Raw genomic sequence first — 14,853 nt, 5'->3', positions numbered from 1 at the left:
AAATGAAATCAAGCTGAAAATGGCGAAATAATTTTTCAGACCGGACAAAGCTGGTCCAAATGGACCAGAAACTGCTGATAGGTATTGAATGTAGAAGGGAGGCTAAATTTACTACGCCAAGCCAGGATTGGACTTAAATTAGGGCCTGTTAACACTAATCCAATAGGCCCTAAATGTCAGGGTTTAAAATCTGGGTAAGTTGATGGGTGGGGCATTGCCCCACCACTTGTTGAGATTGAATCAGGTAACCTTCAGTTGCAGCATCTCCTCGCCCTCTTCATCAGAGAGGTGGACGGCGCAGGCGATGCAGGGGTCGAAGCTGTGGATGGTTCTGAGAATCTCCACCGGTTGCTTGGCATCGGCCAACTGGTGATTGTCCTGCAGAGCGGCCTCGTAGGCACCGGGTTGACCGCTGGGATCCCGGGGCCCCGCATTCCAGGTACTGGGTACCACCGCCTGATAGTTGGCAATCTTGCCATCCTCGATCACGATCCAGTGACCCAAAGCGCCCCTTGGGGCCTCCATGAAACCCACACCTCGGCATTCACTTGGCCAGGTGGAAGGATCCCACAGCGCTTCATTAAAGGTCTTGGTATCGCCTGCCTTGATGTTGGCCACCAGCTGGTCATACCAGCCCTGCATGGCATCGGCGAGAATCTTGGTCTCCAGGGTTCTGGCCGCGGTACGTCCAAGTGTGGAGAAGAGTGCCCTGGTGGGCAGATCCAGTTTGCTCAAGGTCATACCGACCAGCTCTTTGGTCTGCTCATGACCATTGGCATACAGCATCAGCACCCGGGCCAGCGGTCCAACTTCGACCGCTTTGCCCTTCCATCTGGGTGCCTTCAACCAGGAGTAGGACTCTTCGACATTAAGGTGTTTGTAAGGCAGCTCCGGACCTGTGTAGTTGAGGTTTGTCTCACCATCATAGGGGTGCAAACCCTGATCCTTACCACCAGAGTAGTCATACCAGGAGTGGGAAATGTGCTCCTGAATCTCATCGGCACTGTTCAGATCGAGTGGATGAATAGTGGAGAGATCCCGATCCAGAATTACTCCGCTGGGGAAGAAGAAGCTGTCCGGATCATCCATCGAGGTTCCCGGCAGATCTCCACAGCAAAGGAAGTTGCCCAGACCTTCGCCACGCTCACCCCAGTCCTTGTAGAAACTGGCCACCGCGAGAGTATCGGGCACATAGACCTGATCGGTGAATTCACGCATCTTGGTGATCACATCCTGCACCTGAGAGAGCTTCTTGGTATTGATCGCAGAATCGGAGTTGAGATCGATCGCAGAAGCAACCCCACCCACCAGAAAATTGGGATGTGGATTTTTGCCCCCAAAGATGGCATGTAACTTCACCACATCCCTTTGCCAACTCAGCGCCTCAAGATAGTGAGCCACCGCCATAAGGTTCGCCTCGGGGGGAAGCTTATAAACCGAATGTCCCCAATAGGCTTTGGCGAAAATACCCAACTGCCCGGCTTCAACAAAGCCTTTGAGTTTCTTTTTCACATCGGAGAAGTAACCGGGAGAGGCTTTTGGCCAGTTACTCAAAGATTGCGCAAGTTCAGCCGTCTTGCCCGGATCAGCCGACAGGGCGGAAACCACGTCCACCCAATCCAAGGCATGCAGATGATAAAAGTGCATCACATGGTCATGAATATACTGAGCGCCGATCATTAGATTGCGGATCAGCTGGGCATTCTGCGGAATCTGATAATTCAAGGCATCCTCAACCGATCGGACCGAGGCGATACCATGCACCAGGGTGCAGACACCGCATATCCGCTGTGCAAAGGCCCAGGCATCACGGGGATCCCGTCCCTTGAGGATGATCTCTATGCCGCGAACCATGGTGCCTGATGAATAAGCACTGCTGATCTGATCGCCATCCATCTGTGCTTCAATCCGCAGATGGCCTTCGATTCTGGTGATGGGATCAACGACGATTCTGTCACTCATTTTGTCTCGTCTCCTATCATTAGGAATGGCGCTAAGGTTTCAGAGTTACTTTTCATCTTCAACCAGATGCTCTGCAATCATCTCGGTTAAACCGACGACCGGCATCTCCATGCGATACTCTTCCAAACCCTCTTCGATGATCAGGCGACAGTTGGCACAGGCGGTCACCAAAGTCTCCACATTGAGTTCATCGAGTTGGGTCTTCTTGCGTTTGAATGCTTTTATCCGCAACTCTTCGGCCCGTTCATTGGCACTGACTCCGCCGCCACCGCCGCAACACCAGTTCATTTCACGGCTGTCGTTCATATCAACAAAGTTCGTTGCAACCAGTTTCAGCAGGTTGCGCGGCGGTTCCAGTACACCACCTTTACGTACAATCTGGCAGGGATCGTGGAAGGTCAGACGGTCATCTTCAGTACCCTCTGTCTTCAAACGCCCTGTGGAACGTAATTCATCGAGCAGTTCCAGGATATGCACAACTTTGAAATCATAGGGCCGCCCGATCAGGTTGGGTCCCTCCCAACGGATCGCCGTGTAGGCGTGTCCGCATTCCGGACTGATCACATATTTGACCTTCAGCTTCTCTGCCGCCACCACGACACGATTCACCAACTCACGGGCGATATCGGAAGATCCGATCTGAATACCTGAGTTGGTTGCCTCAAATGCCTCCGAGCTGATCGTCCAGGTAACCCCGGCCTGTTTGAAGATCCGCGCAAGGGCCTCCAGATACTCAGGAAAGTTCATGATCTCCATGGAGGACAACAACGCCATGTAATCAGCGCCTTCCACATCCACTGGGATGGTCAGACCGCTGTCCGCCTCCACATGTTTGATCTGTGCCGCCAAGGCTGGAAACTTGACCCCCATTGGGCTACCGATGGTCACCGCCCGTCGGCTCGCCCCTTTGATACCTTCCGGAGCATAACCCGCCGCCACAAAACCTTCCCGGGCACGGCGGATCATATAGCTGATATCATTACCCACCGGACAGACCATGGAGCAACGGCCACACAGGGTGCAACCGTCATAGATGAGGGTCTCCCACTCCTCCAACAGTTCGTTGGTTACAGGCTTGCTCAGACCCAGCATCGATTTCAGGCGACCCCACAGGGTGTACTCCTGCTCCCATACCCGGCGTAAAGGTTCCAGCTTATGAATCGGCGTATATTTGGGATCATCGGTCTCGGTATAGAAGAGACAGGCTTCGGCACACATACCGCAATTCACACAGCTGGAGAAGAACGACGCCACGGGTGCATTCATCTGTTCGCGAAAGGCGTTCATGCCTCTTTCTAAGGTTGCCTCACTCATGACTGAACTCCTCTGCGACCTGCCATAGCCCCGTTGTACCAACGGGCGATAATAAAGGTGAAGGCATGCATAAGCTTGGTAAAGGGAAACAGCACCATCAATAACTCAACGCTGAGTATGTGCAGACCCAGTACCAATGGATAGGGGTCAATCATGCGATGGTAGGCAAGATATCCGGTAAGCATCGGTAGAAATGTGACCACCCAGGTCAGATAATCTTCCGGGCCGCTGAGAAAACGTTTCACCGGATGGGTCAGACGACTGAACAACATCGCTACCAGGGTCACAATGGTCACAGCAGCGATTGCATCAACCAGGTTACTGGCAATACCGGGCCAGCGGATACCAAGTACCGAATCGATCAATTCGATGTGCGGTACGAACAGAAACAGACTGATCAGAAATCCACTGTGCCAGATATACCCTCCCACTACGGTAAACGGCGAGCGTTTGAAGCTGCCCCCTTCCGGTGCGGTACGGGTTACCAGGGTCAACAGCCCGGCTCCCAGCTCAGCGCCACGAGGCTCTGAATAATCGGCTTTGCGCCCGAGGATCAAAACCTCAAGCAGACGTATCAAAACCCCAACAACAAAGATGAACAAAGCAATATCGAACCCTGGTCCTCTTACCCATAAAAGAAAATCAATTGATGTGCTCATGATTTCTTATCCAAGTCGTCAATGGTAACGGTTTCATGTTGTGCCGCCGCTTTCGCCCGGGTACTGCGATTGAGCGCTCCAGCAGCGGCGCCCAGTGCGACACCGGCACCCACAACATAGCCAGTCTTTCTGGTGAGATCGCTATCGGGAATGGAGAGTGCGTTATAAAAACCACCGGCATCCCAAAAGTCGGGCTCAGAACATCCCAGACAGCCATGACCGGATTCAACCGGCCAGCTTGTACCCTGATTCCATTTTGCTGTGGCACAGGCGTTATAGGTCATTGGACCTTTGCAACCCAGTCTGAACAGACACCAACCCTTACGCGCCCCTTCATCGTCGAATGTCTCAGCGAACAGCCCTTTGTCATAGAATGGCCGTCGATAACATCGATCATGAATGCTCTGTCCGAAGAAGACCATCGGGCGTCCCAGAGCATCCAGTTCAGGTAGTGAACCAAAGGTCAGGAAGTGGGCCAGTACACCGGTAATTACCGTAGGGATAGGTGGACAACCGGATACATTGACAACCGGTTTGTCCTTGACGATCTCACCAACAGAGACCGCACCAGTGGGATTGGGATTGGCATGAGGCAGACCGCCGAATGCCGCACAACTACCTACCGCAACTACGGCCGCTGCGCCGGCCACGGTCTCTTCAAGCATCTGCAGATTACTGATGCCGGCAATCGCCGAATAGCCCGGGTTGGCCAATGGTATTGAGCCATCGACAACCACGATGTATTTACCTTCATTCTCATGCATGGCCGCTTCTCTGGCCGCTTCCGCGGCATCACCTGAAGCAACCTGCAAGGTATGGTGATAATCCAATGAGATATGATCGAAAATCAGGTTTTCCACACTTGGGGAGTGACTGCGGGTCAGTGACTCGGTACACCCGGTACACTCCTGAAAGGAAAGCCAGATAACCGATGGGCGCTTTGCCTTCTCCAGGGCCTGCGCAATCGCAGGAACCATGGTGGGCGGCAGCGCCATCATCGATGCGGTGGCGGCACAATACTTCAGAAAACCCCGCCTTGAGACCCCTTGTTGACGTAGGCTTTCGCCCAGTGTCATAGAGAGTTTTTTTAGATCATCAGCCATCACAACTCCTACCGCTTCGATCAAGATGCGGACTTAATGCTCTTTTAACTTTGCCTCTAGCCGATCTATGGCATCAACAATATCTTCCTGCTGTGAGAATACAATTTTTGGGACAGAACCGATCTCTATCTGTAAAGCGACACGTTCGCCTTCTGCATTTCGGTGATCGACGATCCAGACTCCGGAAAATGCCGTCTCCCAGATGGTGCTTTCACCCAGGGCATCCATTGTCACGTGAATCTCACCCCGGCCCAGCAGTTGCAACAGTTGCTCTTCATCACCAGGGCCAAACGGCAGTGAACGTAAATCGATGCAACAGTATTCACCTTCGCTGGAGAAGCGCTGCAGGGCGTGGTGGATTTCATGCAGGATGGGGAGTGCGTTCCCATGGCTGTTCTGAGTGCCATCGGGAGACTCTACTTTTACAGCGATGTCCTGGAGTCGCGGCATCAGGAAAGCCCTAACTATATGCTTATCAGAAAGAATATCACTAATTTCTGATACAGGTGCTGATCTGGATCATCAATGCACCATTAAAGAACTATTTAGCATTAGTTAATTATGAATAGATTAAATAAAATCCTGTTATGAGTTTATTCCCCATTCAGTCAGTATGGAAATTATCGCTTCGATGCCCTGCTCAACGGAAGGTGCAACCACATCACTCAGGGACTCCCCCCAATCCAGCTCCTTCGGTTCAATGCCCACCAGGTAGCGCTGGGCAGGCAGGGTTTCCGACAAACGAGCAATGTCCAGTAAATCGCCCAGACTGACTTCATGAACACTTGAGCGGTTGCCACTCAGGTAGCGATCCATCTCTTCGTTGTGAAACACCTGAAGCGTGCCGGGGGGCTGTTTCATACGTGCCGCGTCCACCACGATCAACCCATCCGCATTGGCAATGGGTTCGGCCAGAGTGAAACTCAGAGTACCCCCATCCATAAAGGTAACTCCGGGAATATCCCCGGTTTTCTGTTGCATGGCGGTCACCAGATGGATACCAATACCCTCATCACTGAGCAGGGTATTTCCAATGCCCAGGATTAAAACACTTTCTATCTTCATACTCTCAGCCCTGAAATCCACCGAGTTATTGTGCTTGATCAACATTCTACCTTGAAGCGACACCTGACTCCCTGCGAGAATAACTTTAAGGGAACTTGGAGTGATATGTCACGCCCGTTTCACTGTTATCTTGGCTGCCCCCCGGATGATCAAGATGCCAGGTTGAGCCAAGATAAATCATTCAGTTCCCTTTGGACCTCTGAACAGGCCCAGACAGGCGACTTAAATCACCTCACCAGGCAGGTTACATCATGTGTCTTGGCATACCCATGCAGATAAAAGAGATTGATGGCTTCACGGCACGCTGTGAAGCCAAAGGGGTTGAAAGGGAGGTCAGCCTGTTCATGTTGCAGCATGAGGAGCTGGCTGCGGATGATTTCGTGGTGGTGCATGTCGGCTATGCAATCCAGAAGGTCTCCCCTCAGGAGGCACAATCCGCCTGGGAAATCTATGATGAGATGTTAACCAAAATGGACCCACAAGCTGATGCATGAGCTGTCGGTTTGTCAATCCATGCTAAGACAAGTGGAAGAGATCGCCCAGCGCGAACAAGCAATCTTGGTAGAACGGATCATCATTCAGATCGGACCACTCTCCGGGGTGGTTCCTGAATTGTTGCAACAGGCCTTCACCATAGCCAGATGCGGAACCAAAGCCGAGTCGGCGGAACTGGTGACAGAGACCCAGCCGGTCAGAGTTCATTGTCTACAATGTGGTTATGATTCCGACGCCCAGGCCAATCGCCTGCTTTGTGCCAAGTGTGGAGACTATCGCACCCGCCTGATCAGTGGTGACGAACTGTTGTTGGCCAGTGTTGAACTCACTAAAAACTAATTTGGGAGTAGCTGTAAAATGTGTGACACCTGTGGATGTAATGTTACCCATGGCAACCGTCATCTGATCGAAGAAGGTGGCAAGCATGCCCATACCTCCGATGACCATGTAGCTATCGAGGTCTTGGAGAATCTGCTGAGCGAAAACGACCATCAGGCGGCACACAACAGGGAGCACTTCGAAAGACATGGTGTGCTGGCGATCAATCTGATGTCATCCCCGGGCAGTGGCAAGACCCGTCTTCTGGAGCGCACCATCGACCACCTCAGCGGCCGCTACAAAATCGGTGTCATCGAGGGGGACCTGGAGACAGAAAACGATGCCCAAAGGATCAGAAACAAAGGCGTACCCGCGATACAGATAACCACCGGTACCGCCTGCCATCTGGACGCTCACATGATCCACCAGGCCTTGCATCAGACCCCTCTGGATCAGCTGGACCTGCTGTTTATTGAAAACGTGGGAAATCTGGTCTGTCCGGCAAGTTTCGATCTGGGACAACATCTCAATGTCACCCTGCTATCGGTAACCGAAGGGGATGACAAACCGGCCAAGTACCCGGTGATCTTCCGTGCAGCGGACCATGTGCTGATTACCAAATCGGACCTGCTCCCCCTGTTGGATGATTTCGATCCGGACAACGCCGGCCAGGCACTGCAGCAACTCGCTTATAAAAACCCGATCACGCTGGTTTCAGCAAAATCAGATCAGGGCATGGATGAGTGGCTCAGCTGGCTGGAAGCGCAGCTAAGCCAGGCAAAGGAAAACACAACAGAACCGGCAACCGCATCACTCTGAAGTCGCAGGGTCGATCCAAATATGTCTCTGACCGCAAAAGAGTGGCTGACACAGCTTCACCAGCTTCCTTTATCTGATCGATTCAGAATCATGAATGTCTGTGGGGGACACGAACGTTCCATCACACAGGCGGGGCTGCGCGGCGCCCTGCCCCCGCAGATCGAACTTATCCCGGGCCCGGGTTGTCCGGTTTGTGTCTGCCCGGAAGAGGATATCTATCAGGCGATACAACTGGCCCTGAATGAAGAGATCACTCTGCTTGCGTTTGGCGATATGTTGCGGGTCCCTGTGAATGTCAGTAAACAGGAGCCCCGCTCTCTCGATCAGGCCCACGCAGCCGGCGCCGATATCCGCCCAATCGCTTCACCAATCGAGGCGCTGAAACTGGCCAAATCTGAACCGAATCGGGCATTCGTCTTCTTTGCAGCAGGATTTGAGACGACCACCGCACCAGTTGCCTCCCTCCTGGTAGAGGGTATTCCGGACAATCTCTCGATCCTGCTCTCCGGTCGCCTGACCTGGCCAGCGGTCTCCATGCTGCTGGATTCCGATACCCCCGGCTTCGATGCACTGGTCGCTCCAGGACATGTCGCCACAGTGATGGGACCTGAAGAGTGGCAATTTGTCGTCGACAAGCATCAGCTACCGGCCGCTATCGCAGGATTCACCAGTGATAGCCTGCTGGCGGCAACCTACTCGGTCTGCCGCCAAGCTCTGGAAGATCGGCGTTTTCTCGACAACTGCTATGCGCAACTTGTGAAACCCGAGGGAAACCTCAGCGCCAGAGCACATTTGAGTACAGCCCTGGAGGTTGTCGATGCCAATTGGCGGGGCATCGGCACCATACCCCGATCAGGTTTTGCACTGCACGCCGACTACGCCCAATGGGATGCCAGACTCCGCTATCCCGAGTATGACAAAGCCGACCGCAAACGGGCTGGAGAGATGCCGGCCGGTTGCGATTGTGCTCAGGTGGTATTGGGCAAAAAGTATCCCAATCAGTGCAAACTCTACGGTACTGCCTGTGTACCACGAAATCCTGTTGGACCCTGTATGGTTTCGGATGAAGGGGCTTGCCGGATATGGTGGAGTGGCGGCGTAAGACCAGATTAAATCGTCAAGACTCGGCTCAACAACAAAATCCACGGCTAGTGGCCTCGCGGCACCTGACATTGAGTTAACCTCATTGGAGGTTCTGTAAGTCACTGGATTCTCCCTGCGCGTACAATCCGTTACACAGCACCTATGGAGTGTTACACACTGACGCATCTATGATGGCAGGTAGATCTGGGCATAGATGGCTACGACAAGCCGAGGGATGAAAGTATCACCATCTGCATATCCGCAGCAGTTCCCATTGAGCATTGGAGATAGCTTCATCTGCAAAAGATGCAACCGCGATATGTCAGCGAAGGAACAGCCATGAATCACACCGTCATCAAGGAATTTATCGCCAGGGGATGCTTACTGCACGCCCTCACAATCAGCGTCGGAGGTGCAATCGCTGAGGAGCGTGAACAGTTGGAACAGATTACCGTTACGCCAGATCAGGAGCCTTCCAGTCTAGAGACTGCACCCCCTCTCGGTTACCACATCGACAGAAAAACCATGGATGGAATACCCGGTAGCGGCAGTGACCCATTGCGCGCCATACAAGCTCTGCCAGGGGTGACAGTCAATGATGATACCAGTGCCGACCCGGCGATTCGCGGTTCCCGCCCGGAAGATAACAGTTACTTTGTCGATTTCCTTCCTGCTGGTTACCTGTTCCATGCAGGGGGTACCGTTAGCGTATTCAACGCTCAAGTGGTAGAGAGCTTCGATTACTACCCGGCAGCCTATGGCGCTGAATATAATGGTGGCACAGGTGCGGTGATCGATACCCGGTTACGTGACCCCCGTAATGACGAGTTCACCACTACCATAGATGTCAGTGTGCTTCAGGGCGGTGTGTTGTTCGAAGGACCGCTGAGTGCTGGACACTCATTTTATCTGGCCGGCCGAATGAGTTATATGGATCTGATTATAGAGGATATTGTGGAAGACAATGACGATGATATCGAATTCGTTCAATTTCCACGCTACACAGACTATCAGGGGAAATACCTCTGGCGAATGCACAACGGCAGTCGCCTCAGAGTGCAAGCGACCGGTGCCAGCGATGAGATGGAAATAACCCTCGATTCCGACAGTGATACAGCCCAAAAGGAGCCGGTCCTGGTCGGCACCCACAGCAATGATACGGCATACCATAGCCAAGGTATTGTCTGGGAGTCCTCTCCAGGGATTCGGGAAACCACGCTCGCTACCGGGCATATGAGTAGCAAAACCCGCGCTCAAGCGGCCGCGGCGGGTGACTGGCAAGTGGAGACGAATACCTGGTTTGCAAAAGGGCGATGGACTCAGGCCTTGGGCAGTGAACACCTTATCGCCGTTGGCGGAGAGGTTTCCCGTTTTAAAGTTGATTACGAACTCAGTTTTCGCGACACCGGCTGCACTGAATTCGATGTGGATTGCAGCTACACCGATGCTGATCAGCGCAACAGCGATGCCCAGGTTGAAGTAACCTCCGAGCAACTCTACATCGAAGAGAACTGGTATCCCAATCAAAAGCTTGCCATCACAGCAGGCCTCTCCGGGAAGCATGAAGACTACCTGGATGAGACTTTTGTCGAACCACGCCTGCGCATTGAGATTTCCCAACACGATGGATGGACATACAGTGCCGGCTTCGGTCGATATCATCAAATGCCGAGCCTGATTCAAGTAGAGAAGGTATTCGGAAATCCCCAATTGAGTCATTTCGATGCTACTCACTATGTGACGGGTATAGAATATCTCGGTGCCGATGGATGGGAGTGGAAGTCAGAGCTCTACTACAAGGATATCGACAATCTGGTCAGTAGTGATCCAGTGACGCGCTACAACAACTCCGGAGAAGGCAAGGCCGCCGGTGTGGAGCTGTTTCTACGTAAAACACGCACTGATCGCTGGTCGGGCTGGCTCTCGCTGGCGCTCTCCAAAGCAGAACGTACCGATACGGCGACAGGAGAGAGTTTTCCATTTGAATACGATCAGCCTGTCGCAGTCACCCTGGTTGGTAATTACCATATCAACAGTAAATGGGAACTAGGTGCCAAGTGGTGGTACCACTCCGGCGCACCCTATACACCCATCATCGGCTCAACAGAAGACACTATGAGAGATGATCGTTACAGACCGGTCTATGGTGATATCAATTCTGAGCGTATGCCGAACTACCACCGCCTGGATCTACGCTTGAGCCGCCGTTTCAGTGATAACACCGCGGCCTATGTCGAACTGATCAATGCCTATGGCAAGAAGAATGTCAGCGGTTACGAATATAATGCTGATTACAGTGATCGCGATCCAATCTACCAATTACCGATGCTGATCTCGTTTGGTGTTCGTTCCAGTTTTTAATGTAACGCTCGGTATCGATGGACGGTCTAACTTACTACTTGATGAGAATTGGTAAAAAATCTTTAACAATCGACCTCAGTCACTTATTACAAAACAGCCACAAGCATCTGATCGTAAACTAGTTAGTGCTCATATTGAGTGCTCTTGCAAAACTCAATGAAACTCGCCCCCTCCGATAAAGGTCTATACTAAAACTAATACATACTGTTTTACTGGGTTTTAGTATGCGCAGAATCGGGCAGAGGATGATGCAATGGATCGCTGAGTGGCTGACCAAAGAGGGTCCGCCCTCCTCTTCCCCTTTGTGTGATTTTAACCGGCTCACTTATGAACTTCGGCCCAGCGATGTGTTGCTGGTCGAGGGCCGCAGTCGTGTCAGCAATGTCATCAAGACCATCACCCAGAGCACCTGGACCCACTCTGCCCTCTACATCGGTAGAATCTACGATATCCGGGATCCCGATCTGCAGCAGCGGGTCAGGATGGCCTACAAGGGTGATCTGAGTGAACAGCTGATGGTCGAGGCCCTGCTCGGTGAGGGCACCATCATTGCACCTGTCTCCAAATATCGCCGCGACCACCTACGGATCTGTCGTCCATCCGGGCTGGAGCCGGAAGATGCCCACAAGGTGGTGGCTCATTCCATTAAGCACATTGGCACGGATTACGATGTCCGTCATCTGCTGGACCTGGCGCGTTTTTTCTTTCCCTGGGGTTTTTTGCCGAGACGTTGGCGCTCCAGTCTGTTCGAACACAATGCAGGTATGCCGACCCGAACTGTCTGCTCCTCCATGCTCGCATCGGCCTTCAATCGGGTAAATTTTCCGATCCTGCCATTCATTGATCGTGACGATGACGGCAGTCTGCGCTTCTTCAAGCGCAATCCCAGACTCTTCACACCGAAAGATTTCGACTACTCCCCCTATTTCGACATTATTAAATATCCATTTCTGGGGCTTGATGATCTGGGTGTCTACCGCCGCTTACCCTGGTGTGACGATGACATTCTCTACAACGACGACGAACGGGCCTTTGTGGCCGCAACCCGAGGTGAAACAGTGAGCCGTATCGATGAGCGCACTGTATTCTCATTCGCCAAAAAGAATAAAGAAAAAGCTGAACCCATTGATGACAACACGCCCTCCGTTCCTAACACCACCATTAAGGGAGGCTGACCGATGACACTTCTAGGACTCATACTCTTATTAATGACTTTCTGGGGGCTGGCCTATGGTTCGGCGCGGGCCATTGTCTGGATCATCACCCCACCGGTGCTTCTGATTGCCCTGAATTTGGCCGGGCTGGTCACACCGATCGGATCCCTGCTGGTTGGCCTGCCTTATACGGTTGCTCTGATTTTCTATCTGATGCCTGAACAGCGCAGGCAGTGGATCAGCAACCCCCTGCTCAGTGCCTTTCGCAGTGTCATGCCAGCCATATCACAAACAGAAAAAGAGGCCCTGAATGCCGGTAATGTTTGGTGGGACGGTGCGCTCTTTTCCGGTCAACCCAACTGGCAGGAGCTCATTCATCAACCAGCCTGCCAACTGAGTGAGCGGGAACAGGCCTTTCTTGACGGGCCGGTTGATGAGCTCTGCAAGATGCTCGATGACTGGCAGATTACCCATGAAGAAAAAGATCTGTCACCACGCATCTGGGAGTTCATCAAGACATCCGGAATGTTCGGCATGATCATTCCAGAGAGTTATGGGGGATTGGGTTTCTCTGCCTATGCCCATTCTCAAGTCGTGATGAAGGTTGCCAGCCGCAGTATCACCGCGGCTGTCACCATCATGGTGCCTAACTCCCTGGGGCCTGCCAAGCTGCTGTTGCAGTATGGCACCCAGGAGCAGAAGGATCGCTATCTGCATAAACTTGCGACTGGGGAAGAGATACCCTGCTTCGCACTCACCAGCCCTAAAGCAGGCAGCGATGCGGGGGCCATTCCTGATAGCGGCGTAGTCACCTATGGAAACTTTCAGGGCAAAGAGGTACTGGGTATTCGCCTCAATTTTGAAAAGCGTTACATCACGCTAGCGCCCATTGCGACGCTGATCGGCCTGGCGTTCAAACTGGAAGACCCGGAACGCCTGCTGAGTGATGATCCATTACCCGGCATTACCGTTGCCCTGGTACCGAGAGAGACAGCCGGGATCAAGATCGGTAAACGGCATATGCCTTTGGATATCCCTTTCCAGAACGGTCCGATCTATGGTCGGGATGTTTTCATACCCATCGATTGGGTGATGGGTGGTGCTGACGGAGCTGGACAGGGCTGGCGGATGTTGATGGATTCACTCTCTGAAGGCCGGGGTATCTCCCTGCCCGCACTCTCTACCGGTGCAGGAAAGACAGCCAGCCGTTATACCGGAGCCTATGCGGCAGTTCGGAGCCAGTTCAACCAGCCAATCGGTCATTTCGAAGGGGTCGAGGAGGCACTGGCCAGAATCGGCGGACTCACCTACCAAATGGATGCCGCACGCAAACTGACACTGAGTGCCCTGGATAGCGGAGAGACCCCATCCGTGATCTCAGCGATCGTAAAATACCACCTGACCGAGCGCTATCGTCAGGTGATCAATGACGCCATGGATATCCAGGGTGGCAGTGGTATCTGTCTTGGACCCGACAATCTGTTTGGGCGTGCCTATCAGGCGATCCCCATCGGCATCACCGTGGAAGGCGCCAATATTCTCACCCGCAGTATGATCATTTTTGGACAGGGTGCAATCCGCGCCCATCCATTTGTACTCAAGGAGTTTGAGGCGGCGGAGAATCCTGATCAGCAGGCCGGACTGATACAGTTCGACAGCGCACTGTTCGGTCACATCGGTTTTGTTGTCACCAATTTTGCCAGGACCCTCTGGCTCGGCCTTACCCACGGACGTCTGTCCGAGAGTCCGAAAGGCGGCCCGATGCGCCGTTACTTCCAACGACTCAACTGGATGTCCGCATCATTTGCGCTGACCACGGACCTGGCACTGATGACCCTGGGTGGCTCTTTGAAGCGCAAAGAACGCTTGTCGGCTCGGCTGGGCGATATTCTGAGTAACCTCTACATTGCCAGCGCCTGCCTGAAGCGTTTTGTTGAAGAGGGCGAAAAACCAGAGGATGTGCCGCTGATGCAGTGGGCGCTGGATGATTCACTCTATCGTATACAGCATGCCTTGAGAGGACTGTTACGCAACATGCCTGTGAGGCCTTTGGCCTGGGTAATGCGGGTCTTGATATTCCCAACCGGTCTACCATTCCATAAACCCACAGACCGTTTGGACCACCAGGTAGCCCGTGCCCTGCTCTCCCCCGGTGAAGTACGTGACCGCCTGACCCATGGGGTTTTCACCGATGACGATCCCCAGCAACGTATTGGTCAGCTTGAACAGGCGATGCATGTAGTTGCAAAAGCAATCCCCCTGGAAAAGACCCTGAAGCGGGCCAAACGGGCGGGACAACTGCACACACGTGAGCTGCCTGAAATGATCAAGGAAGCAATCAAACTGGGAATCCTGAGTGAATCTGATAAGAGTCTGCTGGCAGAAGCTGAACGCTTGCGTAGCCAAGTTATCGAAGTGAATGCCTTTGAACGGTTAATGCCGAGCGGCGTAAGCTCCGGGAAACAGCAGTCGAAGGTATCAACAATCAATAAATTGGGTGCAGCCTGAACGGTTGTTCTG

13 protein-coding genes are annotated in these 14,853 nt (G+C 52.9%); 7 read left to right on the top strand and 6 right to left on the bottom strand.

What is annotated here, in order from left to right; all coding sequences use genetic code 11:
* Positions 1-240 precede the first annotated feature (240 nt).
* The 6 genes from AC4IE8_RS04145 to AC4IE8_RS04120 form a co-directional block, all read right to left on the bottom strand.
* Positions 241-1,962, bottom strand: a complete 1,722-nt coding sequence (locus tag AC4IE8_RS04145) for a nickel-dependent hydrogenase large subunit (RefSeq protein ID WP_490790399.1) — start codon at positions 1,960-1,962, stop codon at positions 241-243.
* A 45-nt stretch (positions 1,963-2,007) separates the two neighbouring features.
* On the bottom strand, positions 2,008-3,276 hold the full coding sequence (locus AC4IE8_RS04140; RefSeq protein WP_068993414.1) for a (Fe-S)-binding protein: 1,269 nt from the start codon (positions 3,274-3,276) through the stop codon (positions 2,008-2,010).
* Entirely contained in the window at positions 3,273-3,935 is a 663-nt protein-coding gene (locus AC4IE8_RS04135; protein WP_490790398.1) for a hypothetical protein, read from the bottom strand. The genes AC4IE8_RS04140 and AC4IE8_RS04135 overlap by 4 nt, the downstream gene beginning before the upstream one ends.
* Positions 3,932-5,038 carry a hydrogenase small subunit gene (locus AC4IE8_RS04130; RefSeq protein ID WP_068993419.1) on the bottom strand — a complete coding sequence of 369 codons (1,107 nt, stop codon included), beginning with the start codon at positions 5,036-5,038 and terminating at the stop codon, positions 3,932-3,934. The genes AC4IE8_RS04135 and AC4IE8_RS04130 overlap by 4 nt, the downstream gene beginning before the upstream one ends.
* A gap of 33 nt (positions 5,039-5,071) precedes the next feature.
* Complete coding sequence (locus AC4IE8_RS04125; protein WP_068993423.1) at positions 5,072-5,488, bottom strand: hydrogenase expression/formation protein; 417 nt, start codon at positions 5,486-5,488, stop codon at positions 5,072-5,074.
* Between the two features lie 135 nt (positions 5,489-5,623).
* Complete coding sequence (locus tag AC4IE8_RS04120) at positions 5,624-6,103, bottom strand: HyaD/HybD family hydrogenase maturation endopeptidase (RefSeq protein WP_068994259.1); 480 nt, start codon at positions 6,101-6,103, stop codon at positions 5,624-5,626.
* 251 nt (positions 6,104-6,354) lie between these two features.
* On the opposite strand from AC4IE8_RS04120, the gene AC4IE8_RS04115 reads away from it, so the two are divergent.
* The 7 genes from AC4IE8_RS04115 (at position 6,355) to AC4IE8_RS04085 (ending at position 14,841) form a co-directional block, all read left to right on the top strand.
* Positions 6,355-6,597 carry a HypC/HybG/HupF family hydrogenase formation chaperone gene (locus tag AC4IE8_RS04115; RefSeq protein WP_068993425.1) on the top strand — a complete coding sequence of 81 codons (243 nt, stop codon included), beginning with the start codon at positions 6,355-6,357 and terminating at the stop codon, positions 6,595-6,597.
* Between the two features lie 19 nt (positions 6,598-6,616).
* The gene (locus AC4IE8_RS04110; protein WP_490790397.1) at positions 6,617-6,937 is read left to right on the top strand and encodes a hydrogenase maturation nickel metallochaperone HypA/HybF; all 321 of its coding nucleotides are present in this window, start codon (positions 6,617-6,619) and stop codon (positions 6,935-6,937) included.
* A gap of 18 nt (positions 6,938-6,955) precedes the next feature.
* Positions 6,956-7,735: a hydrogenase nickel incorporation protein HypB gene (hypB, locus tag AC4IE8_RS04105; protein WP_068993432.1), complete on the top strand. Its 780-nt coding sequence runs from the start codon at positions 6,956-6,958 to the stop codon at positions 7,733-7,735.
* A 21-nt stretch (positions 7,736-7,756) separates the two neighbouring features.
* Positions 7,757-8,848 carry a hydrogenase formation protein HypD gene (gene hypD, locus AC4IE8_RS04100; protein WP_068993434.1) on the top strand — a complete coding sequence of 364 codons (1,092 nt, stop codon included), beginning with the start codon at positions 7,757-7,759 and terminating at the stop codon, positions 8,846-8,848.
* 309 nt (positions 8,849-9,157) lie between these two features.
* The gene (locus AC4IE8_RS04095; RefSeq protein WP_490790396.1) at positions 9,158-11,179 is read left to right on the top strand and encodes a TonB-dependent receptor plug domain-containing protein; all 2,022 of its coding nucleotides are present in this window, start codon (positions 9,158-9,160) and stop codon (positions 11,177-11,179) included.
* A gap of 224 nt (positions 11,180-11,403) precedes the next feature.
* Complete coding sequence (locus tag AC4IE8_RS04090; protein WP_083226143.1) at positions 11,404-12,354, top strand: YiiX/YebB-like N1pC/P60 family cysteine hydrolase; 951 nt, start codon at positions 11,404-11,406, stop codon at positions 12,352-12,354.
* Positions 12,355-12,357: 3 nt separating this feature from the next.
* A complete protein-coding gene (locus AC4IE8_RS04085) occupies positions 12,358-14,841 on the top strand; it encodes an acyl-CoA dehydrogenase (protein WP_490790395.1) in 2,484 nt (827 codons plus the stop codon).
* Positions 14,842-14,853: the final 12 nt, after the last annotated feature.

Source organism: Candidatus Thiodiazotropha sp. AKAK2 (genome assembly GCF_058244685.1).
The sequence above is the reverse complement of the archived record's forward strand: the minus strand, read 5'-3'. Positions and strand labels throughout refer to the sequence as shown.

Bases quoted from the DNA above. Each gene is read 5' to 3' on its own strand.
- AC4IE8_RS04145 (WP_490790399.1), bottom strand. From the start codon at position 1,962: ATGAGTGACAGAATCGTCGTTGATCCCATCACCAGAATCGAAGGCCAT.
- AC4IE8_RS04110 (WP_490790397.1), top strand. From the start codon at position 6,617: ATGCTAAGACAAGTGGAAGAGATCGCCCAGCGCGAACAAGCAATCTTG.
- AC4IE8_RS04095 (WP_490790396.1), top strand. From the start codon at position 9,158: ATGAATCACACCGTCATCAAGGAATTTATCGCCAGGGGATGCTTACTG.
- AC4IE8_RS04090 (WP_083226143.1), top strand. From the start codon at position 11,404: ATGCGCAGAATCGGGCAGAGGATGATGCAATGGATCGCTGAGTGGCTG.
- AC4IE8_RS04120 (WP_068994259.1), bottom strand. From the start codon at position 6,103: ATGAAGATAGAAAGTGTTTTAATCCTGGGCATTGGAAATACCCTGCTC.
- hypB (WP_068993432.1), top strand. From the start codon at position 6,956: ATGTGTGACACCTGTGGATGTAATGTTACCCATGGCAACCGTCATCTG.
- hypD (WP_068993434.1), top strand. From the start codon at position 7,757: ATGTCTCTGACCGCAAAAGAGTGGCTGACACAGCTTCACCAGCTTCCT.
- AC4IE8_RS04130 (WP_068993419.1), bottom strand. From the start codon at position 5,038: ATGGCTGATGATCTAAAAAAACTCTCTATGACACTGGGCGAAAGCCTA.
- AC4IE8_RS04135 (WP_490790398.1), bottom strand. From the start codon at position 3,935: ATGAGCACATCAATTGATTTTCTTTTATGGGTAAGAGGACCAGGGTTC.
- AC4IE8_RS04085 (WP_490790395.1), top strand. From the start codon at position 12,358: ATGACACTTCTAGGACTCATACTCTTATTAATGACTTTCTGGGGGCTG.
- AC4IE8_RS04115 (WP_068993425.1), top strand. From the start codon at position 6,355: ATGTGTCTTGGCATACCCATGCAGATAAAAGAGATTGATGGCTTCACG.
- AC4IE8_RS04140 (WP_068993414.1), bottom strand. From the start codon at position 3,276: ATGAGTGAGGCAACCTTAGAAAGAGGCATGAACGCCTTTCGCGAACAG.
- AC4IE8_RS04125 (WP_068993423.1), bottom strand. From the start codon at position 5,488: ATGCCGCGACTCCAGGACATCGCTGTAAAAGTAGAGTCTCCCGATGGC.